General features: G+C 65.8%; 18 protein-coding genes and 1 tRNA gene. 5 read left to right on the top strand and 14 right to left on the bottom strand.

Annotation, left to right across the window (positions count from 1 at the left end; all coding sequences use genetic code 11):
- Positions 1–38: 38 nt before the first annotated feature.
- On the bottom strand, positions 39–1415 hold the full coding sequence (gene radA / locus QRO93_RS07180) for a DNA repair protein RadA (RefSeq protein WP_133934124.1): 1377 nt from the start codon (positions 1413–1415) through the stop codon (positions 39–41).
- A 150-nt stretch (positions 1416–1565) separates the two neighbouring features.
- Here radA and QRO93_RS07185 point away from each other — a divergent pair, with 150 nt between their 5' ends.
- Positions 1566–3626 carry a bifunctional diguanylate cyclase/phosphodiesterase gene (locus tag QRO93_RS07185; protein WP_180879273.1) on the top strand — a complete coding sequence of 687 codons (2061 nt, stop codon included), beginning with the start codon at positions 1566–1568 and terminating at the stop codon, positions 3624–3626.
- 83 nt (positions 3627–3709) lie between these two features.
- Here the strand turns inward: QRO93_RS07185 and cyoD are convergent, their stop codons facing one another.
- From cyoD to QRO93_RS07210, 5 genes are all read right to left on the bottom strand, one after another.
- Complete coding sequence (cyoD, locus tag QRO93_RS07190; RefSeq protein WP_005408584.1) at positions 3710–4051, bottom strand: cytochrome o ubiquinol oxidase subunit IV; 342 nt, start codon at positions 4049–4051, stop codon at positions 3710–3712.
- Positions 4051–4689, bottom strand: a complete 639-nt coding sequence (gene cyoC / locus QRO93_RS07195) for a cytochrome o ubiquinol oxidase subunit III (protein ID WP_006425005.1) — start codon at positions 4687–4689, stop codon at positions 4051–4053. Before cyoC ends, cyoD begins: the two co-directional genes overlap by 1 nt.
- Complete coding sequence (cyoB, locus tag QRO93_RS07200) at positions 4686–6683, bottom strand: cytochrome o ubiquinol oxidase subunit I (RefSeq protein WP_040008505.1); 1998 nt, start codon at positions 6681–6683, stop codon at positions 4686–4688. The genes cyoC and cyoB overlap by 4 nt, the downstream gene beginning before the upstream one ends.
- Before the next feature lie 2 nt (positions 6684–6685).
- Positions 6686–7726, bottom strand: a complete 1041-nt coding sequence (cyoA, locus tag QRO93_RS07205) for a ubiquinol oxidase subunit II (RefSeq protein WP_008267587.1) — start codon at positions 7724–7726, stop codon at positions 6686–6688.
- A 315-nt stretch (positions 7727–8041) separates the two neighbouring features.
- Positions 8042–8398 (bottom strand): hypothetical protein, encoded by a 357-nt coding sequence (locus QRO93_RS07210; protein WP_080375989.1) that lies wholly within the window; start codon positions 8396–8398, stop codon positions 8042–8044.
- Between the two features lie 932 nt (positions 8399–9330).
- On the opposite strand from QRO93_RS07210, the gene QRO93_RS07215 reads away from it, so the two are divergent.
- Positions 9331–10140 (top strand): hypothetical protein, encoded by an 810-nt coding sequence (locus QRO93_RS07215; RefSeq protein WP_180879523.1) that lies wholly within the window; start codon positions 9331–9333, stop codon positions 10138–10140.
- 456 nt (positions 10141–10596) lie between these two features.
- On the opposite strand, the gene QRO93_RS07220 is transcribed toward QRO93_RS07215, so the two are convergent.
- The 3 genes from QRO93_RS07220 to QRO93_RS07230 all read right to left on the bottom strand — a co-directional run bounded on the left by QRO93_RS07220 (position 10597) and on the right by QRO93_RS07230 (position 14702).
- Positions 10597–10672 (bottom strand) — tRNA-Thr (locus QRO93_RS07220).
- A 50-nt stretch (positions 10673–10722) separates the two neighbouring features.
- Complete coding sequence (locus QRO93_RS07225) at positions 10723–11727, bottom strand: 2-hydroxyacid dehydrogenase (RefSeq protein ID WP_180879521.1); 1005 nt, start codon at positions 11725–11727, stop codon at positions 10723–10725.
- Between the two features lie 101 nt (positions 11728–11828).
- Positions 11829–14702: an autotransporter outer membrane beta-barrel domain-containing protein gene (locus QRO93_RS07230; RefSeq protein WP_180879520.1), complete on the bottom strand. Its 2874-nt coding sequence runs from the start codon at positions 14700–14702 to the stop codon at positions 11829–11831.
- Positions 14703–14938: 236 nt separating this feature from the next.
- On the opposite strand from QRO93_RS07230, the gene QRO93_RS07235 reads away from it, so the two are divergent.
- The 3 genes from QRO93_RS07235 to QRO93_RS07245 are packed head-to-tail and all read left to right on the top strand — an operon-like array spanning position 14939 to position 19232.
- Entirely contained in the window at positions 14939–15466 is a 528-nt protein-coding gene (locus QRO93_RS07235) for an RNA polymerase sigma factor (RefSeq protein ID WP_008267539.1), read from the top strand.
- Entirely contained in the window at positions 15463–16431 is a 969-nt protein-coding gene (locus QRO93_RS07240) for a FecR domain-containing protein (RefSeq protein ID WP_053510612.1), read from the top strand. The genes QRO93_RS07235 and QRO93_RS07240 overlap by 4 nt, the downstream gene beginning before the upstream one ends.
- 14 nt (positions 16432–16445) lie before the next feature.
- Complete coding sequence (locus QRO93_RS07245) at positions 16446–19232, top strand: TonB-dependent siderophore receptor (protein ID WP_180879517.1); 2787 nt, start codon at positions 16446–16448, stop codon at positions 19230–19232.
- A gap of 87 nt (positions 19233–19319) precedes the next feature.
- Here QRO93_RS07245 and QRO93_RS07250 read toward each other — a convergent pair whose 3' ends face one another.
- From QRO93_RS07250 to QRO93_RS07270, 5 genes are all read right to left on the bottom strand, one after another.
- Positions 19320–19985, bottom strand: a complete 666-nt coding sequence (locus QRO93_RS07250) for a lysoplasmalogenase (protein WP_180879515.1) — start codon at positions 19983–19985, stop codon at positions 19320–19322.
- Complete coding sequence (locus QRO93_RS07255) at positions 19982–21871, bottom strand: M61 family metallopeptidase (RefSeq protein WP_180879513.1); 1890 nt, start codon at positions 21869–21871, stop codon at positions 19982–19984. The genes QRO93_RS07250 and QRO93_RS07255 overlap by 4 nt, the downstream gene beginning before the upstream one ends.
- Before the next feature lie 207 nt (positions 21872–22078).
- Positions 22079–23029 (bottom strand): 4-hydroxy-3-methylbut-2-enyl diphosphate reductase, encoded by a 951-nt coding sequence (gene ispH / locus QRO93_RS07260; RefSeq protein WP_005408565.1) that lies wholly within the window; start codon positions 23027–23029, stop codon positions 22079–22081.
- A gap of 27 nt (positions 23030–23056) precedes the next feature.
- Positions 23057–23581, bottom strand: coding sequence for a signal peptidase II (gene lspA, locus QRO93_RS07265; RefSeq protein ID WP_008266713.1), 525 nt, complete (start codon positions 23579–23581; stop codon positions 23057–23059).
- Positions 23581–25249, bottom strand: a 1669-nt coding sequence (locus QRO93_RS07270; RefSeq protein WP_285304053.1) for an isoleucine--tRNA ligase, incomplete at its 5' end; no start/stop codon positions are given. The genes lspA and QRO93_RS07270, both read right to left, overlap by 1 nt.

The following is a 25249-nucleotide window of genomic DNA, read 5'->3' on the forward strand; positions in this document are numbered from 1 at the left end:
GCCAGCAGTCGGGCAAGCTCGACTCTACGTAACCTGCATCACGCCGCGTCGATGGCCTCGGACAACCGCTCCACCGCGATCACTTCCATGCCCTTCACCGAGCCGCCCTTGGGCGCATTGGCCTTGGGCACGATGGCGCGCTTGAACCCATGGGTGGCGGCCTCGCGCAGGCGGTCTTCGCCATTGGGCACCGGGCGGATCTCGCCGGACAGGCCGACCTCGCCAAAGGCAATCGTCTTCTCCGCCAGCGGCCGGTCCTGCAGCGAGGACAGCACCGCCAGCAGCACCGGCAGGTCGGCGGCGGTTTCCTGTACGCGGATGCCACCGACCACATTGACGAACACGTCCTGGTCGCCAACCAGCACGCCGCCGTGGCGGTGCAGCACCGCCAGCAGCATGGCCAGGCGGTTCTGCTCCAGGCCAACGGCGACACGGCGCGGATTCGACAGCGGCGAGGCATCGACCAGCGCCTGCACCTCCACCAGCAGCGGCCGCGTGCCCTCGCGGGTGACCATCACGCAGCTGCCCGGCTGGTGGGTACTGCCCCCGGACAGGAAGATCGCCGACGGATTGGAGACCTCCTTCAGGCCCTTGTCGCCCATCGCGAACACGCCGAGCTCGTTGACCGCACCGAAGCGGTTCTTGAACGCGCGTAACAGGCGGAAGCGGCTGCCGCTCTCACCCTCGAAGTACAGCACCGCATCGACCATGTGCTCCAGCACGCGCGGGCCAGCGATGCCGCCTTCCTTGGTCACGTGGCCGACCAGGAACACGGCGGTGCCGGTCTCCTTGGCGAAGCGCACCAGCCGTGCCGCGCTCTCGCGCACCTGGCTGACCGAGCCGGGCGCGGCGGTCAGGCTTTCGGTCCACAGGGTCTGCACCGAATCGGCCACGATCAGCCGCGGGCCGGCCCTGGACGCATGCTGCAGGATCGATTCAACCCCGGTCTCGGCCAGCGCATTGACGCCGTCCAGCGGCAGTTCCAACCGGTGTGCACGGCCGGCCACCTGGGCCAGCGATTCCTCGCCGGTGACATACAGCACAGGCAGCTCTGCCGCCATCTTGGCCACCGCCTGCAGCAGCAGGGTCGACTTGCCGATGCCCGGATCGCCACCGACCAGCACCACCGCACCCTCGACCAGACCGCCGCCCAGCACGCGGTCGAACTCGCCGATGCCGGTGGAAACCCGGCGGTGTTCGGTCTGCTCGACGTCCTTCAACGCGGTGATCTTCGGCGGATCGATCTTGCCGGCCCAGCCGGCCCGGCGCGAGGCCGGCGCCTTGGCCGCCGCCGCGCTCTCCAGCACGATCTCCGACAGCGCGTTCCAGGCATTGCACTCGGTGCACTGGCCCTGCCACTTGCTGTATTCGGCGCCGCATTCATTGCAGACGTAGGCGGTGCGGGCTTTGGCCATCGGATGATTTCCAGCAACGGGAACAGGCGTGGCAGGATAGCCGAGCCGGGTCGCAGGTGCTGCGACCGCTCAAGTCCCGCCCACCCGCGCCGATAGGGGTCGCGGGCGTGCGCCTTGCGGGCGCCCCTCCCTTCTCCCACTGGATTCAACATGACTGGCAGTTACAGTCAGAGCCTGGTTGCCATCTCGCTGCTGGTGGCCATTCTTGCTTCGTACACCGCGCTGGACATGGCCGGCCGCCTGGCCACCGCCGAAGGCCGCGTGGCCCGCTGGTGGCTGGCCGGGGGCGCGGCGGCGATGGGCCTGGGCATCTGGTCGATGCACTTCATCGGCATGCTGGCCTTCGACCTGCCGATTCCGGTGGGCTACGACCTCGGCATCACCCTGTACTCGCTGGCGGTCTCCATGGGTGCCTCGGCCTATGCGCTGTGGCTGGTGTCGCGGCCCAGCCTGCCGTGGCGACGGCTGCTGGCCGGCGCGGTGCTGATGGGGCTGGGCATCGCCACCATGCACTACCTGGGCATGGCGGCGATGCGCATGCAGCCGGGCATCGATTACCACCCGGGCTGGTTCGCCGCATCGATCGCGGTGGCCGTCGGTGCCGCCGGCGCCGCGCTGTGGATCGCCTTCCGCCTGCGTGCCGAGCAGCACAACACCCTGCGCCTGCGCGCACTGGCCTCGCTGGTGATGGGCCTGGCCATCGTCGGCATGCATTACACCGGCATGGCCGCGGCGCGCTTCCCCGAAGGCAGCATCTGCGGTGCGGTCGGCAGCGGCGCCATCGACACCCGCTGGCTGGCGGTGCTGGTGATCGTCACCACCGTGGCCACCCTGGGCATCGCCCTGGTTGCCTCGCTGTTCGATCGGCAGATGCGCGTGCGCACCGGGCTGCTGGCCGATTCGCTGGCGCGCGCCAACAACAAGCTGATCCAGGCCGCGCTGCATGACCCGCTCACCCAGCTGCCCAACCGCATGCTGCTGCAGGACCGCATCGAGCAGGCGATCGAGAAGGCGCGCCGCCGCGGCCACACGGTGGCGGTGATGTTCTGCGACCTGGACGGTTTCAAGGCGGTCAACGATGCCTACGGCCATCAGCTGGGCGACCGCCTGCTGGTGGCGGTGGCGCAGCGCATCGGCGGCCTGCTGCGGCCGCAGGATACCTTTGCCCGCCTCGGCGGCGACGAGTTCGTGATCGTGCTGGCCATCGACATTCCCGACGATGCGGTGGTGGTGGCCGAGCGCATCATCGCCGCGGCCGGCGAGCCGTTCACGCTGGATGCGGCCGAGCTGCAGGTCAGTGCCAGCCTCGGCATCGCGCTGTACCCGGACGATGCCGGCAACGAGCGCGAGCTGATGGCGCATGCCGATGCGGCGATGTACCACACCAAGGAAACCGGCCGGAACGGCTACACCTTCTTCACCCCGTCGATGCAGCTGAGCGCCAACCGCCAGCTGCGCCTGCTGCAGGACCTGCGCAAGGCCATCGCCCGCGACGAACTGATCCTGCATTACCAGCCCAAGTTCCCGGCCGCGGGCGCACCGGCCACCGGCGCCGAGGCGCTGCTGCGCTGGCAACACCCGGAGCTGGGCCTGCTGGCCCCGGATGTGTTCATCCCCATCGCCGAGCGCAGCGGCCTGATCCTGCCGATCGGCGACTGGGTGCTGGACCGTGCGTGTGCGCAGCTGCGTGCGTGGCACGAGGCAGGCCATGCGGAATGGTCGATGGCGGTGAACCTGTCGCCGTTGCAGTTCGCCTCGCCAGCGCTGCTGGACAGCGTGCGCGAGGTGCTGCAGCGGCACCGGATCGAACCGGCACGGCTGACCCTGGAGATCACCGAGACCACGGCGATGAAGGACGTCGATGCCAGCCTGGCGATCCTCAACGACCTCACCGCGATGGGCGTGCACATTGCCATCGACGATTTCGGCACCGGCTATTCCAGCCTGCTGTACCTCAAGCGCATGCCGGCCACCGAACTGAAGATCGACCGCGCCTTCGTGCACGACCTTGAGTGCAATGACGAGGACGCCGCCATCGTCTCGTCGATCATCGCGCTGGGCCGCACCCTGCAGCTGCAGGTGGTGGCCGAAGGCGTGGAAACGCAGGCGCAGCGCGAGTACCTGAGCGAACTGGGCTGCGACCAGCTGCAGGGTTACCACCTGGGCCGGCCGATGGAGGCCGAGGAATTCCTGCGCAAGGTGGCGGGGTAGAGCCGGGCCGCCACTACCGGACAACGGAAAAACAAAAAGGCCGCCCGAGGGCGGCCTTTCTGCGTGGCAACGTCGCCAGGACGTCAGTGCATCATGTGCACGTTCATGTTGTGCATGACCCACAGGGTGCCGACCACGATGATGCCGATCACCACCACGGTGAAGGCCGCAGCGTTGACGTTCCAGCGGCTTTCCGAAGAGCGGTCCAGGTGCAGGAAGAACACCAGGTGGACCAGCATCTGCAGTACCGCGGTGATCGCGATCACCACACCGTTGACGGTGCGCGAGAAATCACCCGACATCACCATCCAGAACGGGATGACGGTCAGCACCACCGCCAGCACGAAGCCGATCAGGTACGACTTCACGGTGCCATGGCTTTCGCCGCCGGTGCCGTGGTCGTGTGCATGGTTGTCATGTGCCATTACAGCGCTCCATTGAGGTAGACGACGGAGAACACGCCGATCCAGATCAGGTCCAGGAAGTGCCAGAACAGGCTCAGGCACGCCATGCGGGTCTTGTTGGTCGGGGTCAGGCCGTACTTCTTCAGCTGCACGAACATCACCAGCAGCCACAGCAGGCCGGCGCTGACGTGCAGGCCGTGGGTACCGACCAGGGCGAAGAACGCCGACAGGAAGGCACTGCGGTCCGGACCGTAGCCCTGATGGATCAGGTGCTGGAATTCCCACACTTCCATGCACATGAAGCCGAAGCCCAGCAGCCAGGTGATGGCCAGCCACAGGTACATCTGGCCCATCTGCTTGCGGTGCATGGCGATCATGCCCAGGCCGAAGGTCAGCGACGAGGTCAGCAGCAGCGCGGTTTCCCACGCCACGAACGGCAGCTCGAACAGGTCCTTCGCGCCGGGGCCGCCATCGGTACCGCCGGACAGCACCACGTAGGTGGCAAACAGCGAGGCGAAGATGAGGCAGTCGCTCATCAGGTACACCCAGAAACCAAAGACGGTGTTGCCGCCGGTGTCGTGGTGCTCGTGGTCGTCATGGCCATGGGCCGCCGCATGCGCGGCGTGCCCGTGGCTCAGGGTCGAGGTATTGGTGCTCATGCCTTCAGCTCCGACTTCACCAGGCCCTGGTTTTCCAGGTGCTTGCGGTGTTCGTTCTCGATGCGTTCCACCTCGGCGGCCGGGACCCAGTAGTCCACGTCCTGGTCGAAGGTGCGGTAGATGAACGTGGCGATCATGCCGACGAAGCCGACGATGGCCAGCCACCAGATGTGCCAGATCATCGCGAAGCCGAACACCAGGCTGAAGGCACCGATGACCACGCCCGTGCCGGTGTTGCGCGGCATGTGGATGTCGGTGTACTTGGCCGGCTTCGGCCAGGCCTCACCGCGCTGCTTGCGCTCCCAGAAATCGTCCAGCTCGGTGACTTCCGGCAGCGTGCCGAAGTTGTAGAACGCCGGCGGCGAAGAGGTTTCCCACTCCAGCGTACGGGCATCCCACGGGTCGCCGGTCAGGTCGGCGGTCTTCTTGCGGTCGCGGATCGACACGGCCACCTGGATGATCTGGCACAGGATGCCGGCGCCAACGATGAAGGCACCTGCAGCGGCCACCAGCAGCAGCGGCTCGTAGGCCGGGTTGACGGTGCTCTGCAGGCGACGGGTCATGCCCATGAAGCCCAGCACGTACATCGGCATGAAGGTCACGTAGAAGCCGATGAACCAGCACCAGAACGCGCACTTGCCCCAGAACTCGTTCAGGCGGAAGCCGAACATCTTCGGCCACCAGTAGGTGATGCCGGCGAACATGCCGAACACCACGCCGCCGATGATGACGTTGTGGAAGTGGGCGATCAGGAACAGGCTGTTGTGCAGCACGAAGTCGATGGCCGGGATCGCCAGCATCACGCCGGTCATGCCGCCGATGGTGAAGGTGACCATGAAGCCGATGGTCCACAGCACGGGCGTGGTGAACTGCACGCGACCGCGGAACATGGTGAACAGCCAGTTGAAGATCTTCACGCCGGTCGGGATCGAGATGATCATCGTCGTGATGCCGAAGAAGGCATTGACGTTGGCACCCGAGCCCATGGTGAAGAAGTGGTGCAGCCACACGATGAACGACAGCACGCCGATGCAGGCGGTGGCGTAGACCATGCCCTTGTAGCCGAACAGCGCCTTGCGCGAGAAGGTCGCGATGACTTCGGAGAACACACCGAACGCCGGCAGGACCAGGATGTACACCTCCGGGTGGCCCCAGATCCAGATCAGGTTGATGTACAGCATGGCGTTGCCGCCACCGTCATTGGTGAAGAAGTGCGTACCCAGGTAACGGTCCAGGGTGAGCAGCACCAGGGTGATGGTCAGCACCGGGAAGGCAGCGACGATCAGCACGTTGGTCACCAGGGCGGTCCAGGTGAACACCGGCATCTGCATCAGCTTCATGCTGGGAGTACGCATCTTCAAGATGGTGATGAAGAAGTTGATACCGCTCAGCGTGGTACCCAGGCCTGCGACCTGTAGACCCCAGATGTAGTAGTCCATGCCGACGCTTGGACTGTATTCGATGCCCGACAACGGCGGGAACGCCAGCCAGCCGGTGGCGGCGAATTCACCGATCCACAGCGACAGCATGATCAGCACCGCGCCGGACACGAACAGCCAGAAGCTGAGCGAGTTGACGAACGGGAACGCGACGTCGCGCGCACCGATCTGCAGCGGCACGGCCAGGTTCATCAGGCCGGTGATCAGCGGCATCGCCACGAAGAAGATCATGATCACGCCGTGGGCGGTGAAGATCTGGTCGTAGTGGTGCGGCGGCAGGTAACCCTCGGACCCGCCGACGGCGAGCGCCTGCTGGGTACGCATCATGATGGCGTCGGAGAAACCGCGCAGCAGCATGACGAAGGCGACGATGAGGTACATCACGCCGATCTTCTTGTGGTCCACCGAGGTGAACCACTCCTTCCACAGATAGCCCCACAGCTTGAACTTGGTGATCAGGGCCATGACGCCCAGGCCACCCAGCACCGCACCGACCAGGGTGGTCAGCACGATCGGATCGTGGGGGATCGACTCAATAGAGAGTTTTCCCAACATGTTCATTCTCCCGAACCCGCGTGGCCGGCATGGCCTGCGTGTTCGTGTTCGTTGGCATCCAGGTTTTCACCCGATTCCTTGGAATCATGCGCGTCACTGGGGGCGTGGCCCTCGTGCGCTTCATGGCTGGCGGCATCGGCAGCGGCGGCACCGGCGTGTTCGTGCTTCATGCCGTAGTGCTTGTTGTCGCCCATGTGCTTGGCGATGACCCAGTTGAACAGGCCTTCTTCGGTCTTGCCGAAGTAGGTGACCGGGTACCACTCGGCGTTGCGTGCTTCACCCAGGGCCTTGAACGAGGCCTTGTCCAGGGTCTGCTCGCCGGCACGGACCTGGTCCAGCCACTGGCGGTATTCGGCATCGGTGACCGAGTAGGCGGTGAAGTGCATCTTGGCGAAGCCCGCGCCGCTGTAGTGCGAGGACATGCCCGGGAATTCACCGGTCTCGTTGGCGATCAGATGGAGCTTGGTCTCCATCGCAGCCATCGAGTAGATCATGCTGCCCAGGTGCGGGATGAAGAACGCATTCATCACCGTGTCGGACGTGATCTTGAAGTTCAGCGGCGTGTTGACCGGGAACTTGATTTCGTTGACGACCGCCACCTTCTCTTCCGGATAGATGAACAGCCACTTCCAGTCCAGCGAGATCGCCTCGATGGTGACCGGCTTGACGTCCGATTCCAGCGGCTTGTACGGGTCCAGTGCATGCGACGAGCGCCAGGTCAGGACCGCCAGCACCAGCACGATCATGCACGGAATGGACCACACCACCACCTCGATCGCCGTCGAGTGGGACCACTTCGGCTCGTAACGGGCCTTGGTGTTGGAGGCGCGATACTTCCACGCGAAGGTCAGGGTCATGATGATGACCGGGATGACGACCAGCAGCATGAGCACGGTGGCCGTGATCAGCAGGGTCTTCTCATCCTGGCCGATCTGGCCCTTCGGACTGAGGATGGCCACGGCATCGCAGCCGGTGAGCATCACCAGCAACGACAGCAGCAGGCCCGGGCGCAACCAGCGCCCAAGGGTTTTCAACGGAATCATCGGTCGATCCAATTGCGAGGGAATGCCGTTCCCCGTCCTGCCTGTTCCGGCCAAAGCCGGTCCCACCGGTCCGGGGACAGGCAGGGAGGTGGGGTCGAGTCAGCCCTACAATTTTAGGCCGTCACCCACCATTTAAGAAAGGCATTGACAATGATCGAGCGCAGGAAAGGCGCCGATCTGACTGCGACACGTTGTCGCACCGCGCGCGCGCGGGCTGCCCAGCCGCACGGGCACGCAGCGTAGCATCGGGCCCGGCCACGCCAAAGCCACCGGACCGGCAAAGCCTACTGAACGTGTTCAGCCATGCGCGCAAGGTCAGGCCGGCCGCACTTCCCTGCAGACCAGTTCAGCCAGTTCGCGGCACGCGAAGAACAGCCCCTCGACGACGCCCTCATCCAGATGCCGGTCGGGCGTGGCCATGGATTCGCAGCGACTGGCCGCATGCAGCATCTCCACCGCCGTCAGCATGCCCACCGCCGCACGGTCGATCCTGGCCAGGGACTGGCGGCGGCCGTCTGACAGGTTCTCTTCCGGCCACAGCATGCCATCGGACCCTTCGCCATCGCGGATGCGCTTGAGGCAGCCCTGGAAGGTGCTGAGGTCAAAGGACGGATTGTCGTCGTCGTTGGTGGGCTCATCGACGGGGAATGGCGGAATCTTGCGAGTGGTCATGGCGTCGGCTTCCGTGGATGTACTTAACACTGCCACCGCGCGGAAGCGGGTGGCGGACGGTGCGGGTTCCAAACCGGGACAGATAGTTACCATTGACCGGCGGGTCCGAGGACCCCCACGCACCGCCCGCCATAAAGGCCGACGGATTGCCAGCCGGCACCGCTTCAGGACGGTGCCGACTGGCAAGCGTAAGTAACATCTGTCTCGGGTTTGGATGCCCGGCCACCCTTTTTCGGTGGCGCGCCATGTTGTTTACGCCTGCACCTTCGATTCAATGAGAAAAATCCGAAAGGTGCGGATGCATCGGAAGGAGCGGTACGAATTGTTGCATGCGCAGTAGATGGCGGGGGCGACACGAGAAGACGCGAGTACGCCAACACCAGGGCGTCCACGCCATGCAGCGCCGCAAGTGACCCGGGAAGCAACGAGGCACGTGACGCTTCTCGCTTACTAATAATTGTGTAAAGCAGACCGACCGACTGAACGAACAACGAGTGGCCAAGTTCGATTTGACGCTAGAGGCCGATCAAGCATGCAGGAAGCGACATGTGAGCCGGATGAGTTCTGCGGGCGGCGCGCCGGAGACAAGTTCCGCCAGGAACCCAATCTGCTCCCCCGCCCTAGTGCGTATCGCGCTCAAGCTACCGTCAACACCCCAAACCTTTAGCGCACCAACAGCACCCAAAGATGCTCGCTCAGCCCAGCAGCCAGGGAGCAAATCTTAACGAATTACGACATTCGTTTATGTTTTGTTCATGTTTTATTGCGAATAAAAATTGACGTCTTTCACAATAAAATCAATGACTTAAAAATTAAAGCGCATGCATTTAAGAAGTATTGCGACCAAGTAGCCATGCAGGATTTGACGTTGACCCGAACTCGCAAACCCATTCAAATGCAATCGTCTAATCGCAGCGAGAGTTCTTGGCACGATGGCAACCCAAAACAAAAAAAGTCCCCGGGCGCCATCTTTTGGCCTGGAAGAATCGCTGAGCAATGCGCTGAAATTGTATGGCGAAGCACAGCGCAGCTATGTATCCAGCGATGTCGCCGCAAAGATCCTCGGCTACTCTGGCGCAAACAACGGTTCTGCTGCGCGATCTTTGGCAACGATGAAGTCCTTTGGACTGCTGCTCTCTGACAACAAGGGAGACGTAGCTATCGCCCCCGAGGTCGAGGAGTACCGATACGCTCCTAACGATTCGCACAGAATGGCTCAGCTCAAGCGCTGGCTCTCGACACCCAAGGTCTATCAAGAACTGCTAGCCGAGTACCCGGACTCCCTTCCATCAGATCAGGTCGTAACTTATCGACTGATAAAGATGGGATTTTTGCCCAATGGAGCTCAGGAATGCCTACGGCACTTCCGAGCAGCTGTCGAGTTCGCCAACTATTACGACACATTTGGACGGGCACCTCAGGAATTGCGGGCACCTCAGGAATTGAGCGAACAGGCCGCTAAAACAGGCGCTAAAGTCAGCGAAAACCCCGAAAAAAATTCCAACACTTCACCACTCTTCCCTGACCCCTCCGTTCGAGTCGAGAGCGACATTCGCACCCTGCAACAGCAGAAGAGCTTTACCACAGTCGACACACACGCCAACTCAGCGGACCGGATTCCTGTGCGCCTCAGCGGGGGACGCCGTGCATGGATCGAGGTTCCCAGTCCGCTTTTCACTGCAGACAAACAGATCCTCAAAAGCCAAATCGATCTCATCATGGCTGACGATGAGTTTGATTAAAAAGTAGCTCAAAAAAAGATCGGCGCCAGTTGCAGCTGGCGCCGACCTAGAAATCTCCCGAGACAACAGATCCGTCAGTAGGGAGGCCATGCATTTGAGGGCAAGGCAGCTTGCATTCTGCTGCTGACGTATGCTGGCGTCAAGTGGATCTCCCAATCACCTAGGGAGGTACTGTGCGATGAATACGGCTCCGCCGTTCCCCGCACCGCCTGGCTTCGCGTGGGTTTTTTGCGCGTCGTTCAAGCACTACCGCACAGGGAAGCAAGTATTCCGTAAGAACGGGAAATGCTTTGCTTTCCTAGTGCGTAGGAAGTAAAGCTCGACGAGAAAGATGATATCTCGTGGCGATGTCGCGCCAATTGGGCAGTATGCTCGAATCGGTAGTACAGGCTTAGGCACTCGCAGTGGACTACGAAAAAAGCCCCGGCCAAATGGCCGGGGCTTTCACGATGTACATGGTGCCGGAAACAGGAGTCGAACCTGCGACCTACGCATTACGAATGCGCCGCTCTACCAACTGAGCTATTCCGGCGGAGCCCGCGATTTTAAGGGCTGGGCGCCCCGGCGGTCAATCCACCCGGCTCAGCCCGCTTCCACCCGGTTGGTACAGGGCCGCCCGGCGGCGAAATCGGCCAGGTTCCCCAGCGTGATCGCCGAGATCTCCTGCAGCGCCTCCACGGTGAAGAAGCCCTGGTGGCCGGTCACCAGCACGTTGGGGAAGGTCATCAGGCGCTGGAAGGCCTCGTCGTCGATGATCTCGCCGGACAGGTCCTGGAAGAACAGCGCGCTTTCCTGTTCGTAGACGTCGATGGCCAGATGGCCGAGCCGGCGCGACTTCAGCGCGCGGATCACCGCGTGGGTGTCCACCAGTGCGCCGCGCGAGGTGTTGACCAGCATCGCGCCGGGTTTCATCCGCGCCAGCGAGGCGTCGTTGATCAGGTGCTGGGTGTCGGGTGTCAGCGGGCAATGCAGCGAGACGATGTCGGCACGCGCCAGCAGCTCATCCAACGCCACCATGTCGCCCACCCCGGCAAAGGCCGCCGACGGATATGGGTCATGCCCCAGCACGGTACAGCCCATGCCCTTGAAGATGCGCGCGGTGGCCAGCCCGATCTTGCCGGTACCGACGATGCCGACGGTGCGGCCATGCAGGGTGCGGCCAAGCAGGCCATCAAGCATGAAGTTGCCTTCGCGCACCCGGTTGTAGGCACGATGGGTCTGCCGGTTGAGGGTCATCACCAGCGCCAGCGCGTGCTCGGCCACGGCTTCGGGCGAGTAGGCCGGCACCCGCGCGACGAACAGGCCCAGTGCCTTCGCCGCAGCAAGATCCACATTGTTGAAGCCCGCGCAGCGCAGCAGCACCGCACGCACACCGAGCGAATGCAGGGCGTGCAGCACTGGCGCGTCGAGGCGGTCATTGACGAACACGCAGACGGCGGCGCAGTCCTGCGCCAGCGCTGCGGTATGCACATCCAGCGCGGCATCGAAGTAGACGAACGCGTAGCCCTGCCCGTCCGCATCACGCTGGTTGGCTTCGTCCAGGAAGCGACGGTCGTAAGGGCGGGCGCTGAAGACGGCGATCTGCATGGAAGGACCTGGGTGGGATGCCCTGCCGACCATACCGCAGCCACGCGCCCGTGGGGATGGCACCGGCGATGCAGGCATCGCCGGTGCCCCCTGCCACTTACTTAGAACCGATAGCCCAGGCCCAGCATCACGCCGTTCTGGATCTGCCCGTCGCGGCGCTCGCCCACGTAGTCGGCCATGATCGACAGGCGTTCGCTGGCGCGGCTGGTCACGCCCAGGTTCCAGGCCAGCACCTGCTCACCCACGGCCTGGCTGCTGGCGCCGAACACCAGGTCCGGGGCGGCGGCGAATCCGGTGCTGTAGCGGGCCTGCGAATCGCCCAGTTCCTTCTGCCAGACCACGCGGGCACGCGGGGTGATGCGCTCGCCGTTGTTGCCTTCGAAGGTCTTGAACAGCTGCAGGCCGGCACCGACGCGGATGCTTTCCAGGCTGCCGCTGCGGCCAACCAGCGCGCCCGCGCCCTGCCCTTCATTGAAGCGCGTGGCCGAGGTGCGCGCGTAATCCACCACCGGCAGCAACGGCTGGATCACCAGCCCATTGCCGGTGGTGAACGAGAACGCGTGCTCGACCCGTGCGGAGATTGCATCGTTGTTGTACTTGGCGCGCAGCGGCTGCTGCAGGCCATCAATGCCGCTGATGCTGCGACGGGTGTCGTGGCGCAGGTCGGTGTAGCGCACCGCTGCCGACAGATAACCGCGCGAGTACGTCGCGTCCAGATAGCCGCCCACGTCCAGCGCGCGCACGTCACCGCTGAAGTCGGAGCCGTCGCGGCCCTTGGTCGACATGTCGGCGGCCGCCACGCTGACGCCGAGGGTGACGCGGTCATCGGCCACGCGGGTATCGGCACCGACCACGATGCCACCGATGTTGTGGCTCAGGCCGGCCACGCCGCCTTCCGCATCGATGCGGCCATGGCTGGCGAAGCCGCGCGCCCATATGCCACGGTTTCGGCCAGCATCACCGCTGCCCGCAGCACTGCCGGCGGCCGGCTCGACCAGATGCATCGCCAGCTGGTTGAACAGGCTGCCGTGGCGCATGCCCGGCTGTGCCGACACCGACTGCGCGGCCTGCGAGGCCAGGCCATCGGAATCACCACCACTGCGCATCGCGGCCTGGTGCTGCTGCACCACGTTGCCGATGCTGCCGACCAGCGCGTTGTCGGCCAGCCGCAGGCTGGCATGCGCATCACCGCGCAGGGCACCGGCCTGCTGCGCGATCACATCACGGTCGGCGAACTGCAGCGCGCCCAGCAGTGACTTCAGGTTGCCGTCCTGGCGGGCGGAGGCGGTCGCCAGCGCGCGGCCCAGTCCATCACCGGAAGTGGCGTTGGTGAACAGGCCCAGCTGATCGAAGCCTGGGTTTGCCGTCAGCCACAGGCCGTCGGCGGTCTGCTTCACGTTGAAGCTCAGCAGCGAGTTGTGGCGCGGGCGGAACACATCGCCCGCGGTGATGCTGGCGCTGTAGCCGGTGTCGCCCAGGCGCACGACATCCTCGAAGCCGCCCTGGTAGATCGGGCCCTGCACCAGGTCACGGCGGAAATCCTGGCCGTAGTAGCCCTGCGCCACATTCAATTCGAGGAAGGCGCCCTTGGAGATCACCAGCGCGCCATCGGTCGGTTCGTCATCGAAGAACGTGCCCACGCGCAGTCGGCCGGTGGCCGCGCCGCCGTTCTCGGTGACGTCGAACAACAGCTTGCCGCCCGGCATGATGTTGACGTAGCCGTGGGTGACCAGATCGCCGCCGCGCGGCATCAGCGTGCCAAACACACGCAGGCGGTTGAAGCCGTCCTCGCGCCAGGAGGGGCCGGAACCGCTGCCCAGTGCATCAAGATCCATCGCGGTGCCGGCCACGTCGCCATGACCAACCAGCATGCCCGCGCCCAGCACGCGCACTTCCGACGCACGCAGCGCGCCGCCTTCCAGTGCGATGGTGCCGTTGTCGACCAGCATGAAGTCGGCGCCGGTGGTGGCGGCGGTGCGCCAGGTGGCACCGTTGCTCACGCGGATCACGCCCATGGCGTTGTCGAGCGTGGATACGTCCAGGTCGGCCAGGCGCAGCTTGGACAGCAGCAGCGCCTGGATGCCCGGATCGTTGAGGTAGTCCTGCACCGAATCCGGGCCGATACCCTGCGGGCCACGGCTTGAAGCGTTGTAGATGCTCTGCGCCAGGTTGATGTAGCTGGACTGCCAGTCGGTGTTCCAGCGCGCGAAATCGTCGTCGACGAAGGTCTGCAGCTGGCGCCCGGTGCGCAGGTAGCCGGGGTTGATGTCGCCGCTCACGTTCGCGCTCACGTTCAACGTGTCGCCAGGATCGCGATAGCCGTTCGCGGTGATGATGTTGTTGCTATGGATGTCCTGGCCCGGGAACGACTCCAGCTTGCTGCCGCTGCCATCCGGGTCGAAGGTGACCGAGGCGCCGGTGGTGCGCGCCGGGTCGCGGAACACCAGCAGGCCATTGGGCTGCACGACCTCGTACATGGCCTTGTGCAGCAGGCCCGCATCCATGCCGCCGCCGTAGTTGCCGGTGTAGATCTGGGTCATGCGCGGCGACGGCGTATAGATCACCTTGCCGCCGCTGCTGGCCGCGTGGATCTGCACCGAATCGACGATCGGCAGGTCGCCGGCCAGATAGCGCTCGACGCCACCGGACTGCATGATCGAGCACGACGAAATGCAGTGGCCGGACACGATGGTGTTCAGGCCGGCGGTGCGGATCACGCCCTGCAGCCACTCGCCGGCGATCAGCGCGCCGCCGTTGGAGGTGCGCAGCACCACTTCGCGGATCGGCCGGCCCTCGGCCTGCGCCTTGGCCAGCAACGCCGGCAACGACACCACGTCGGCGTAGGTCACCCCGCCACTGAGGAAGATGCGATCGCCCTGCACGTGATAACTCATTGCCATGACGTCATCAGCAGCCGCGAGGGCGCCGACGCTGATCAGCCCGGCCAGGGCCAGGCTCAACTTCGAATGCTTCATACGTTCTCTCTCCACCCGCAACACGCGGGTAAAGGGTCAAACGTCAGAGCGGCTCGAACTCCCCCAGCCGAGCCGCCGTCCGATCATGAATGCATTCACAATAAGGATGTGGGTGCCGCACACTCTTCCCCATCCGGTCATCGTCGCGTAAAACTCGATGACGCATCCGCCAATGTCAGCCGAGGCCAGCCCTGTCCGCTCCGTCCCCCCTGATCCACCACGCGCCGGAGCCACCGGTGCCAGCGGATGCCTTCATCGCGTTCGTACGCGAAGAACGCGCACCGTTGTGTGCGTTCCTGCGCACGCGGGGCGTCGGGCCGGAGGATGCAGAGGACATCGCGCAGGACTGCATGGAGCGGCTGATCCGCTATCGCGCACACGGCGCCGACGAGCTGCGCCTGCTGCTGTATCGTATCGCCCGCAACCGCCTGGCCGATCGCGGCCGCTCTGCGCAGTCGCGACCGCACCTGCCGTTGGCCGAGCATGATGGCAGCGACCAGCCCACCAGCCAGTCGCCCGATCCATTGCGCCAGGCCGAGTCCGGGCAGATGCTGTCCCTGCTGCGGCAGGCCCTTTTCAAACTGCCCGAGCGCGCGCGCGAGGTGTACCTGCTCAACCGGATCACCGGCATGAGCTATACGCAGATCGCGCGGCACTGTGGAATTACTGCCAAGACCGTGGAAAAACATATCGCCCGTGCCCTGCAGGGCCTGCGCCAGGAGTTGGGACCGGATCCACTGCACAACGACAGGGATGTGGAATGAACCGTCAGCGGCACACGGAAGACGCCTCGCTGTTCGAACGCGCTAGCACCTGGGTGGCGCGGCTGGAAGCGCCGGACTGCACGCCGGCCGAACGCGAAACGTTCGAGGACTGGCTGGCCGAAAACCCGGCCCATGTGAAAGCGTGGGTGCAGGCCGAGAACCTGTTCCAGCAGGGCCAGGGGCTGGCGGCAGACCCCTGGCTGCGTACCGCTGCGGCCCGTGCGGCGCGACCGCCGCGCCGCCGCGGGTTGCCGGCATTCGCGGCCGCCGCCGGCATCTGCCTGGCCATCGGCGTGGGCTGGATGCTGGCCGTGGACGGCAACCCCACGCCGCAGCGCTATGCCAATGACAGCCACGAAACGCAGCAGCTGACCCTGGCCGACGGCAGCGTGGCCACGCTCGACGCGGGCACCACGCTGCACGCCCGTTTCGGCTGGCGCCATCGCGAGCTGGACCTTGAACGCGGGCGCCTGCAGCTGCAGGTCGCGCCGTCGAACAAGGCGCTGCAGCTGCGCGCCGGCAGCAGCACGATCCGCGATATCGGCACGACCTTCCAGGTTGAACGCCTGCGCGATGGCCTGGTGGAAGTCGCGCTGCTGGAAGGCGCGGTGGAAGTGAGCAACGGCGCAGCCCAGCACACCCTCGCACCGGGCCAGCAGCTGCAGGTGCTGCCTTCCGGGCGCATCCAGCCGGGCCCGGCGCTGTCGTCCACGGCGGCCGCCGAGGGCTGGCTGCAGGGACAGCTGGTATTCGACGCCACGCCGCTGTCGATCGTGGTCGAACGGATGAACCGCTATGGCCGCACACCGCTGGTGATTGCCGATCCGGAGATCAGCAACCTGGCGGTCAGTGGCACGTTCCGCGCAGGCGACGCACAGGAGTTGCTGTCCGCACTGGAACTGGGCTGGTCCGTCGCTGGCCAGACGCGCCCGGATGGCGCGCTGGAACTGCGCCGCACGTACTGAGGGGGCCTGCAGTGATGGCAGGACCGGGCGCGCTGCAGTGGGGGCTGCTCCGCCCCCTGCTGTGCCTGGTGCTGTTGGCCACTGCATTGCCCGCGGCCACTGCCAGCGAATCGGCGGCCACGCATGCCTACCGCATCGATGCCGGCCCATTGCCGTCGGCGCTGCAGCAGTGGGCACGGCAGAGCGGCATCGCGCTGCTGTTCGACGCCCGTGAGCTGGCAGGTCTGCACAGCGACGGCGCGAACACCGGGACCGATCCCGCCACCGCCCTGAAGCAGCTGGTTGCCGGCATGCCGGTGACGATCCTGCGCACGCCTTCGGGTGGCTTCGTGGTGCGCCGCGTCGGTGCGGCCCCGATTGCCACAACACCCACGCCAAAGGCCGTGGTGGCTCCCCGCCACGATGCCCCCCGGCCGCCGCCGCAGGTGGAACTGGCACCGATCCACGTCACCGGCAGCCGCCTGCCACGCACCTCGGTGCAGACCACGCTGCCGGTCACCACGATTGATCGGGACGACATCCTGCGCAGCGGCTACGGCAGCCTGTTCGACCTGCTGCGGCACCTGCCCGGCATGAATGGCCTGCCGGCGATGAGCAGCGCGCGCAGCGGTGACTCGCAGTACCTGCCGGTCGGTGCCGCAGCCACTACCAGCCTCGATGGCATGGGGCCGCGCGCCACCCTGTTCCTGGTCAATGGCCGGCGCCTGCCGCGCTACCCGATGGTGTCGCTGGAGCAGGGAGGGCTTACCGACCTGGGCGGCATTCCGCTCAGCTTCGTCGAACGCATCGAGCTGGTGCGTGGCGGTGCCTCGGCGATCTACGGCGCTGACGCCATGTCCGGCGTGGTCAACATCATCCTGCGCGACCAGGCCGATGGGCCGGAAGCCATGCTGCAGACCGGCCTGAGCAGCCGGGGCGACGCCGCGCAGTATCGCCTGCAGGCGGCCACCGGCGGCCTGCGCGGCAACGGCGATCGCTGGTTCGCCGGCGTCGACCTGCACCGTGTCGACCACCTGGCCGGCGACCGCCGCGACTGGCATGCGGAAACCTCGCAATACCTGATCGGTGCCTTCGGCGCTGGCCGCTACTGGCCTGCACGGCGCTGCGAAGGGCCGTTGAAGCGGCGCGATGGTGCCTGCTGGTTCGACAGTGCGCGCCCACGCTCGCTGCAGCCCGCTTCGGATACCGCGTCGGCCTACCTGCGCTATCGGCATGAACGTGGCGAAGGGCGCTACGCCTATGCCGAGGCCCGCGCCAGCCACAACCGCCAGCGCTTCGACCTCGGCCCCACCGCGGTTTCCCTCGCCCTGTACGGAATCACCTTCAACACCGTGCTGCGCGAAGCCGGCAACGTGCGCCCACACGTTCGCGCCACCGATGCTGACGTCACCTTCGGCATCGGCCGCGACCAGGGCCGGCGCAGCTGGGATGCCGGGCTCAGCGCACAGCGCAGTGATGTCAGCCTGTCCACGCCGGGCACCGTGCGGGCCACCCCGTTGATCGAGGCCGCGCAGTCACTTCGGTTCCTGCCCGGATTCGACATGCTGCCCAGCGGCGAAACGGCGTCCTGGTTCCCGATGATCCGCAACCGTGGCCTTACCGAACAATGGCAGGGCTGGTGGGGCATGCAGCGCGAACTCATGCCGTTGCCGGGAGGCAATGCGCAGCTGGCCACCGGCATCGACCTGCGCCATGAGCGCTGGACCTCGCACCCCGATGCGCTGCTGAGCCAGGGTGACCTGGCGCTGGGACTGCCGCAGCAGCAGCGCAGGCTGTCGCGGCAGAGTGGTGGCGCCTACGCCGAACTCGGCCTGCCACTGGCACCTGCGCTTCGCATGGACCTGGCCGCACGCTGGGACCGTGACGGTGACTACACCGCGGTCTCGCCACGGGCCGGCCTGCGCTGGACGCCGTCGCCGCAGTGGTCATTCCTGCTGGCCAGCGGGCGTGGCTACCGCGCCCCCAGCCTGTTCGAGCAGCGGCGCCCACCCGGCCAGTTCGGCACCCTCACCCTGCCCGCTTCGGATGCGCTGCCGCCGTGTGCGCAGAGCGCCGCGGATGGACGCTGCAGGGTGACCGCAGACGTGGAAGAAAACACCATGCTGAAAGCGGAGAGCTCGCGCAGCCATTCACTGGCCGCGACCTGGTCCCCGAATGATGCGTTCTCGCTGTCGCTGACCCACAACATCGTCGAGCTGCGCAACGAGATCCTCGCACTGCAGCCCAACGATGCGGTCTGGAACCGCGATACCTGGCAGCTGGACGAACAAGGCAGGCTGCGCAGCCTGCGCCTGTCCTTCGACAACATCGGCCGCACCACGTCGCGCAACTGGGTGCTGCGCGGCGAGTACCGCATCGACACCGGCAGCAACGGCCAATGGCTGTTCTCGCTGGATGCACTGAAACAGCAGGAACTGCGCCGCCAGCGCGACCACGAACCCGCGATCGACCTGCGCGGCCATGTGACGCCGGAGATGGCAGCGGTGCTGAACGTGCAGTGGCAGAACAGCCACTGGGACATCGCCCTGCGCGGCAACCAGGTCGGCCGCACCCGCGCCTGGCTGCCCGGTGCCGAGTGCCCGCAGGATCAGGTTGAACAGAACCACTGCATGAACCCCCGCCAGCTGCGCTGGAACCTGCACCTGGCACGCCGCCTTGGCCCGCGCATCGTTGCCGCACTGGACGTGCACAACGTGCTCGACACACAACCGGTGAACTACCTGGTCGGCAATGGCGGGCAGATGCCCGGGCTGGACGATCCATTGGGCCGCTACTACCTGCTGACCCTGCAGTTCCGCTGAGCGCAACACCGGAAAAGGGGACGGAGGGGATTAAGTCGTTTCTGCCACGATGCCGAATACGACCTAATCCCCTCCGTCCCCTTTTTGCTACTTCACCGAGCGGGCGATGGCGTATTGCGCGGCGTAGTAGGTGGACAGCACCAGCAGGCTGGCCAGCGGCAGGCCACCGGCGAAGCGGTCCCAGGCCAGCAGTGAATCGCTGGCTACGAACAGCACGGCACCGGCAGCGGCCCAGCGTGCGCTGCACGGTTCCGGCGCGGCCGCCTGAGGACGCACCCATGCGCGTGCGAGGGCCAGCACCGCCATCGAGGCCAGCACCACCACGTACGCCAGCACCGGGATGCGCATCGGCGCCGGCAGGTGCGGCCACAGGCCCAGCACATTGAGTGCGGCAAACGCTCCCAGCAGCACGCTGGCAGCCACCAGACCACGCCCGCCGCGCAGTCCATCGCGGAACGCGGCGATGTAGCAGAGGTGGGCCAGCAGGAATGCCACCAGGCCAGGCACGAACGCATCCACCGGCAGCATCAGCGCGATGTCGCCCACGCACGACAGCAGCATGCCGGCCAGCACCGCGCGCCGGTAGAACGGTTGCGCGGGGGTGTGCACCTGCCAGGCGATGCCGGCGATCAGCAGCGTCGTGGCCGGCTTCGCCAGCCAGTGCAGCCAGCGTCCATCACCGTGCAGGTACGCGCCAATGATGGCCAGGATCGCCACCAGCAGGATCATGCCGTCGCGGGCGCGCGCTTTCATCGCGCCTTCCACAGCTCGGCCAGGCGATCAGGCGTGCCGGCGATGCGCTCCAGCAGCGGGTACTGCAGGCCACCGTGGTAGTCGATGTTCATCGTATCGATGCGGTCGAACTGCTTGACCAGCAGCACGATCGGCGCCTTGTCTCTGGCCGCGTCAGCCACGGCGTCCTTCAGCCGTTGGCTGCTGTACTCGCGGCCGCCGACCGCGATCACCTTCATGCCGGGCGCCAACCCTGCGTTGAACGCCGGGCTGTCCCAGATCACGTCGCTCACCGTGCCGCTGTCGAGCACGGTCGCCCCGAGCGAGTAGGCGAGCAATGCGCCCTTGGCGCGCTTTTCCTGCGCCTTGTAGGCGGCGTTCGGGGTATCGCGGTAGACCAGCTTCCAACCGGCCAGCGCCAGGCCGCCGGTCAGCGGCCCATGTCCGTCCAGGCGGCCGCGCAGGAACGTCGCCCAGTCGTACGGCGCGATGCCGTTCAAGGTCGCGACCACGTCATCGAAGGTGTACGGATTGACGTCCCAGTCCCCATTGCCAACACCGAAGAAGGCGCGCGCGAAGTCGTCCAGGCTGCGGCGGTTGCCGCTCAGTTCGCGCAGCTTGCCTTCCACTTCCAGCCACAACATCTGGCCACCGGAATAGTAGTCCTCGCTCATCTGGTAGTTGCGGTACGGCAACGTGCGACGCTGGGCGATGGTCGGGTCGTTGGTGGTGTCCTGCAAGGGCCGCCAGGCCAGGCCCGGGCGGCCACGGTCATAAGTGGCGGCCACATTGGCCAGCATGTCGCGCGCCTGCTCGACCGACCACAATCCGGAACGCGCGGCCAATACCTGGCCCCAGAACTGGGTCTGGCCCTCGTACACCCACAGCAGGCTGTCGCCCATGGGAACGTTGAAGCTGGCGGTGGCCAGGTCGGCACCGCGGCGGTACTTGCCGTTCCACGAGTGGGTGTACTCGTGCGGCAGCAGGTCGCGCATCCACGCGCTCTTGTCCCACTCGGTGAAGTAACCCGGCTCGGCGCTGTTCTCGCTGGAACGGTGATGCTCCAGGCCGATGCCGCCGAGGCGGTCAGTCAGTGCCAGCAGGAACTCGTAGTGGTTGTAGTGGCGCGCGCCATAGAGCTTGTCGGCCTGCTGCACCAGCGCACGGTGGAGCTTGATCTGTGCGTCCGTCGGCTTCAGCGACTTGGCATCGTCGGCGAACACATTCAGGTGCACCGGCACCTTCGCGCCCGGGTCGAGGTCGATGCGCTGGTAGTGCTCGCCGGCGAACAACGGCGAATCGACCAGGTGGTCATAGGAAATCGGCTTGAACACCACGGTGTCACCGTCACGGCGCGCGGTTTCCAGCGCGGTGGCGAACGACCAGCCTTTGGGCAGGGTCACGCTGGCCTGCGCCTGCAGCTGGCGCGCATCGACGCCCGCCGGATACAGCGAATTGGCGTTCCACTGCAGGTTGAGCATTTCCGGGGTCATCACCACCCGGCCCTGGCTGCCGCCCTGCGAGGACAGGAAGTCGAAGTGGGCGACGATCTCGCTCACGCCTTCGGGCACGTCCACCTTGAACGCATAGACATTGAACTGATCGCGCTGCCAGGCCAGCGGCTTGCCGTTGGCGGTGACGCGCAGCCCGGCCAGCTTGTCGATCGGGCCGGTGGGCGAATGGTTGCCGGGAATCCACTGCGGATACAGCAGGGTCATCGGGCCGGGTTTGGCCGGCACGGTGGCGGTGACCTTGAAGATGCGGCGGGCCAGGTCACGCGCATCCACGTCGATGCGCAGCAGGCCGGGCGCTGCGGCATTGGCCGGCGGCGCGGCCTGCGCCAGCGCCAATGCAGGCGTGGCGGCCAGCGCGAACAGCAACGACATGGCCAAGGCTCGGGTTTTCATCGGGCAGCGTCCAACAGCGGAGAATTTCCCGATGCTAGGCCTGTGGGATGCGTGGCCCCATGGCCAAAGGTCATGGCCCGCGCGAACACCGCCAGAAGCGGCAAACCCGGCAACAAGGCCGGGAGCAGCAGATCCACGCCATGCGTGGATGGAATGCATCCAGAAGCAGTGCGAACCAAGGTTCGCACCCACCAGAGTCAGGCCCGGTCAGTCGACCAGGCGCAGGCGCAGTTCCTTCGGCAGCGCGAACACCATCGATTCCGGTTCGCCATCCAGCTCACCCACGCCGGTGGCCCCCAGCTCGGCCAGCCGCGCCAGCACGCCGTCAACCAGCACCTGCGGTGCAGAAGCACCTGCGGTGACGCCGATGTGCTGCTTGCCTGCCACCCACGCCGGGTCGATCTCGTGCGCGCCATCGATCAGGTAGCTCTCCACGCCTTCGCGACGGGCGAGCTCACTCAGTCGATTGGAATTGGAACTGTTTGGCGAACCGACCACCAGCACGAGGTCGCAGCGCTTGGCCAGGTCGCGCACCGCGTCCTGGCGGTTCTGCGTGGCGTAGCAGATGTCGTCGTTCTTCGGGCCCTGCATGGCCGGGAAGCGCTCGCGCAGCGCATCGATGATGCCGCGCGTATCGTCCACCGACAGCGTGGTCTGGGTGGTGTAGGCGAAGTTTTCCGGCTGGTTGATCTGCAGCGTGGCGACCTGCTCCACATCCTCGACCAGATAGATCTGGCCGGTGCCGGCCTCGCGGTTCCACTGGCCCATGGTGCCTTCCACTTCCGGGTGGCCGGCGTGGCCGATCAGCACCACGTCACGGCCGGCACGGCAGTGGCGGGCCACTTCGAAGTGGACCTTGGTCACCAGCGGACAGGTGGCGTCGAACACCTTCAGGCCACGGCGCTCGGCTTCCTGGCGCACCGCCTGCGAAACGCCATGCGCGCTGAAGATCACCGTGTTGTTGTCAGGCACTTCGTCCAGTTCCTCGACGAAGATCGCGCCGCGCTGCTTCAGGTCGTCGACCACGAAGCGGTTGTGCACCACTTCATGGCGGACGTAGATGGGCGCGCCCAGCGTTTCGATCGCGCGCTTGACGATCTCGATCGCACGATCGACACCGGCACAGAAACCACGCGGGTTGGCGAGCAGCACATCCATCAGTTCAATCTCCCGGCAGCGGCCGGCTTACGGTTTCGGATTGGCATTATCCGCCTTTTTGGCGGACTTGCCGTCGAACAGGCCAAACAGGGCGATGCCGATGGCCCCCACCACGATGGCCGAATCGGCGATGTTGAACGAGGGCCAGGTGTAGCTGCCCACGTACCACTGGATGAAATCGACCACGTGGCCGTGCACCTGGCGGTCGATCACGTTGCCGATGGCACCGCCGATGATCAGCGCATACGGCACCGCGGCCTTCCAGTTGCCGCGGGCGGTGCCGCGCAGCCACCAGGCCATCAGGCCGCTGATGGCGATCGCCAGCGCGGTGAAGAAGTACTTCTGCCAACCACCGGCGTCGCTCAGGAAACTGAACGCCGCACCGGTGTTGTAGGTGCGGTACCAGTTCCAGAAGCCGTCGATGACCACCACCGGCTGGAACTCGGGCAGGCTCGACAGCACCCAGGCCTTGGACCACTGGTCCAGGCCGATGATGGCCGCCGACAGCAGCAGCCAGACCAGGGCGTTGGGATGCGGGCGTGCAGTGCTCATCAGAACCAGCTCCGCAGTTCGCCGGCGCCGGTGATGTTGCTCACGCAGCGGCCGCACAGTTCGGGATGGTCGGCGTTGCTGCCGACATCGGCGCGGTGGTGCCAGCAGCGCACGCACTTGGCCTTGGTGGTCGGCTGGGCGCTGACGAACACTTCGTCGGTGGTTGCCGGGCGCACCTGCACGTCGCCGCTGATGAACAGGAAGCGCAGTTCATCGGCCAGCGGCTGCCACTTCGCGGCCTGCTCTTCGCTGGCGGCGATGGTGATCTCCGCTTCCAGCGCGGCACCGATCGCACCATTGGCACGCATCGGCTCCAGCACCTTGGCCACCTGCTCGCGCACGGCCAGCAGCTGGTCGAAGTCGGCGGCGTTGAGCTGGGCATCGGCCGGCAGCGGCGCCAGGCCGTCGTACCAGGTGGTGAACAGCACGTGCCCGGCACGTTCGCCCGGCAGGTAGCCCCACAGCTCGTCGGCGGTGAAGGTCAGGATCGGCGCCACCCAGCGGGTGAACGCTTCGGCGATGTGGTACATCGCGCTCTGCGCCGAGCGCCGACCGTGCGAATCGGTCGGCATCGTGTACAGGCGGTCCTTGGTCACGTCCAGGTACAGCGAGCCCAGGTCCACGCTGCAGAAGTTCAGCAGCAGCTGCACGATCTCGGCCATGTTGTAGCCGTCGTAGGCTGCCTTGATCTTCTCCTGCAGCTCCCACGCGCGATGCACGATCCAGCGGTCCAGCGCGACCATCTGGTCGAGAGGACGCAGGTGCTGGGCCGGATCGAAGCCATCCAGGTTGCCGAGCAGGAAGCGCGCGGTGTTGCGCAGGCGGCGGTAGGCATCGGCGTTGCGCTTGAGGATCTCCTGCGACAGCGACATCTCGTTGCTGTAGTCGGCCGAGGCGATCCACAGGCGCAGGATGTCCGCGCCCAGCTTGTTCATGATGTCCTGCGGTTCGATGCCGTTGCCCAGCGACTTGGACATCTTGCGGCCGTGCTCGTCCACGGTGAAACCGTGGGTGAGGCACTGCTTGTACGGGGCGCGCTTGTCGATCGCCACGCCGGTCAGCAGCGAGGACTGGAACCAGCCGCGGTGCTGGTCGGAACCCTCCAGGTACAGGTCGGCCGGCTTGCCGAAGCCGCGCGCGGCGAGCACGCCTTCATGGGTCACGCCCGAATCGAACCAGACGTCGAGGATGTCGGTGACCTTCTCGTAGTCGGCCGCTTCGGCGCCCAGCAGTTCGGCGGCATCCAGCGAGTACCACACGTCGATGCCCTCGGCCTCGACTCGGTCGGCCACCTGCTGCATCAGCTCGACCGAACGCGGATGGATCTCGCCGGTCTGGCGGTGGGTGAACAGTGCGATCGGCACGCCCCAGGTGCGCTGGCGCGAGATGGTCCAGTCCGGGCGACCGTCGACCATGCTCTGGATGCGCGCCTTGCCCCAGGCCGGGAACCAGCCGACGGTGTCGATGGCGGCCAGCGCATCGGTGCGCAGGTTGGCCTTGTCCATCGAGATGAACCACTGCGGGGTGGCGCGGAACACCACCGGCGTCTTGTGGCGCCAGCAGTGCGGGTAGCTGTGGCGGATCGGGTGGAAGGCCAGCAGCGAACCGTTGCCGCGCAGCACGCCGACGATGGCCTCCTGCGCCTTCCACAGGTGCTGGGCGGCCCGC

Origin of the sequence: Stenotrophomonas maltophilia group sp. Smal17, from assembly GCF_030237045.1 — a bacterium.
GTDB lineage: Bacteria > Pseudomonadota > Gammaproteobacteria > Xanthomonadales > Xanthomonadaceae > Stenotrophomonas > Stenotrophomonas forensis.

Coding starts and splice junctions, on each gene's coding strand:
- QRO93_RS07245 (WP_180879517.1), top strand. CDS start 16,446: ATGGCAGGACCGGGCGCGCTGCAGTGGGGGCTGCTCCGCCCCCTGCTG.
- cyoD (WP_005408584.1), bottom strand. CDS start 4,051: ATGGCACATGACAACCATGCACACGACCACGGCACCGGCGGCGAAAGC.
- lspA (WP_008266713.1), bottom strand. CDS start 23,581: ATGAGCACTGCACGCCCGCATCCCAACGCCCTGGTCTGGCTGCTGCTG.
- radA (WP_133934124.1), bottom strand. CDS start 1,415: ATGGCCAAAGCCCGCACCGCCTACGTCTGCAATGAATGCGGCGCCGAA.
- QRO93_RS07185 (WP_180879273.1), top strand. CDS start 1,566: ATGACTGGCAGTTACAGTCAGAGCCTGGTTGCCATCTCGCTGCTGGTG.
- QRO93_RS07230 (WP_180879520.1), bottom strand. CDS start 14,702: ATGAAGCATTCGAAGTTGAGCCTGGCCCTGGCCGGGCTGATCAGCGTC.
- QRO93_RS07215 (WP_180879523.1), top strand. CDS start 9,331: ATGGCAACCCAAAACAAAAAAAGTCCCCGGGCGCCATCTTTTGGCCTG.
- cyoA (WP_008267587.1), bottom strand. CDS start 7,726: ATGATTCCGTTGAAAACCCTTGGGCGCTGGTTGCGCCCGGGCCTGCTG.
- cyoB (WP_040008505.1), bottom strand. CDS start 6,683: ATGTTGGGAAAACTCTCTATTGAGTCGATCCCCCACGATCCGATCGTG.
- QRO93_RS07210 (WP_080375989.1), bottom strand. CDS start 8,398: ATGACCACTCGCAAGATTCCGCCATTCCCCGTCGATGAGCCCACCAAC.
- QRO93_RS07225 (WP_180879521.1), bottom strand. CDS start 11,727: ATGCAGATCGCCGTCTTCAGCGCCCGCCCTTACGACCGTCGCTTCCTG.
- ispH (WP_005408565.1), bottom strand. CDS start 23,029: ATGGATGTGCTGCTCGCCAACCCGCGTGGTTTCTGTGCCGGTGTCGAT.
- cyoC (WP_006425005.1), bottom strand. CDS start 4,689: ATGAGCACCAATACCTCGACCCTGAGCCACGGGCACGCCGCGCATGCG.
- QRO93_RS07240 (WP_053510612.1), top strand. CDS start 15,463: ATGAACCGTCAGCGGCACACGGAAGACGCCTCGCTGTTCGAACGCGCT.
- QRO93_RS07255 (WP_180879513.1), bottom strand. CDS start 21,871: ATGAAAACCCGAGCCTTGGCCATGTCGTTGCTGTTCGCGCTGGCCGCC.
- QRO93_RS07250 (WP_180879515.1), bottom strand. CDS start 19,985: ATGAAAGCGCGCGCCCGCGACGGCATGATCCTGCTGGTGGCGATCCTG.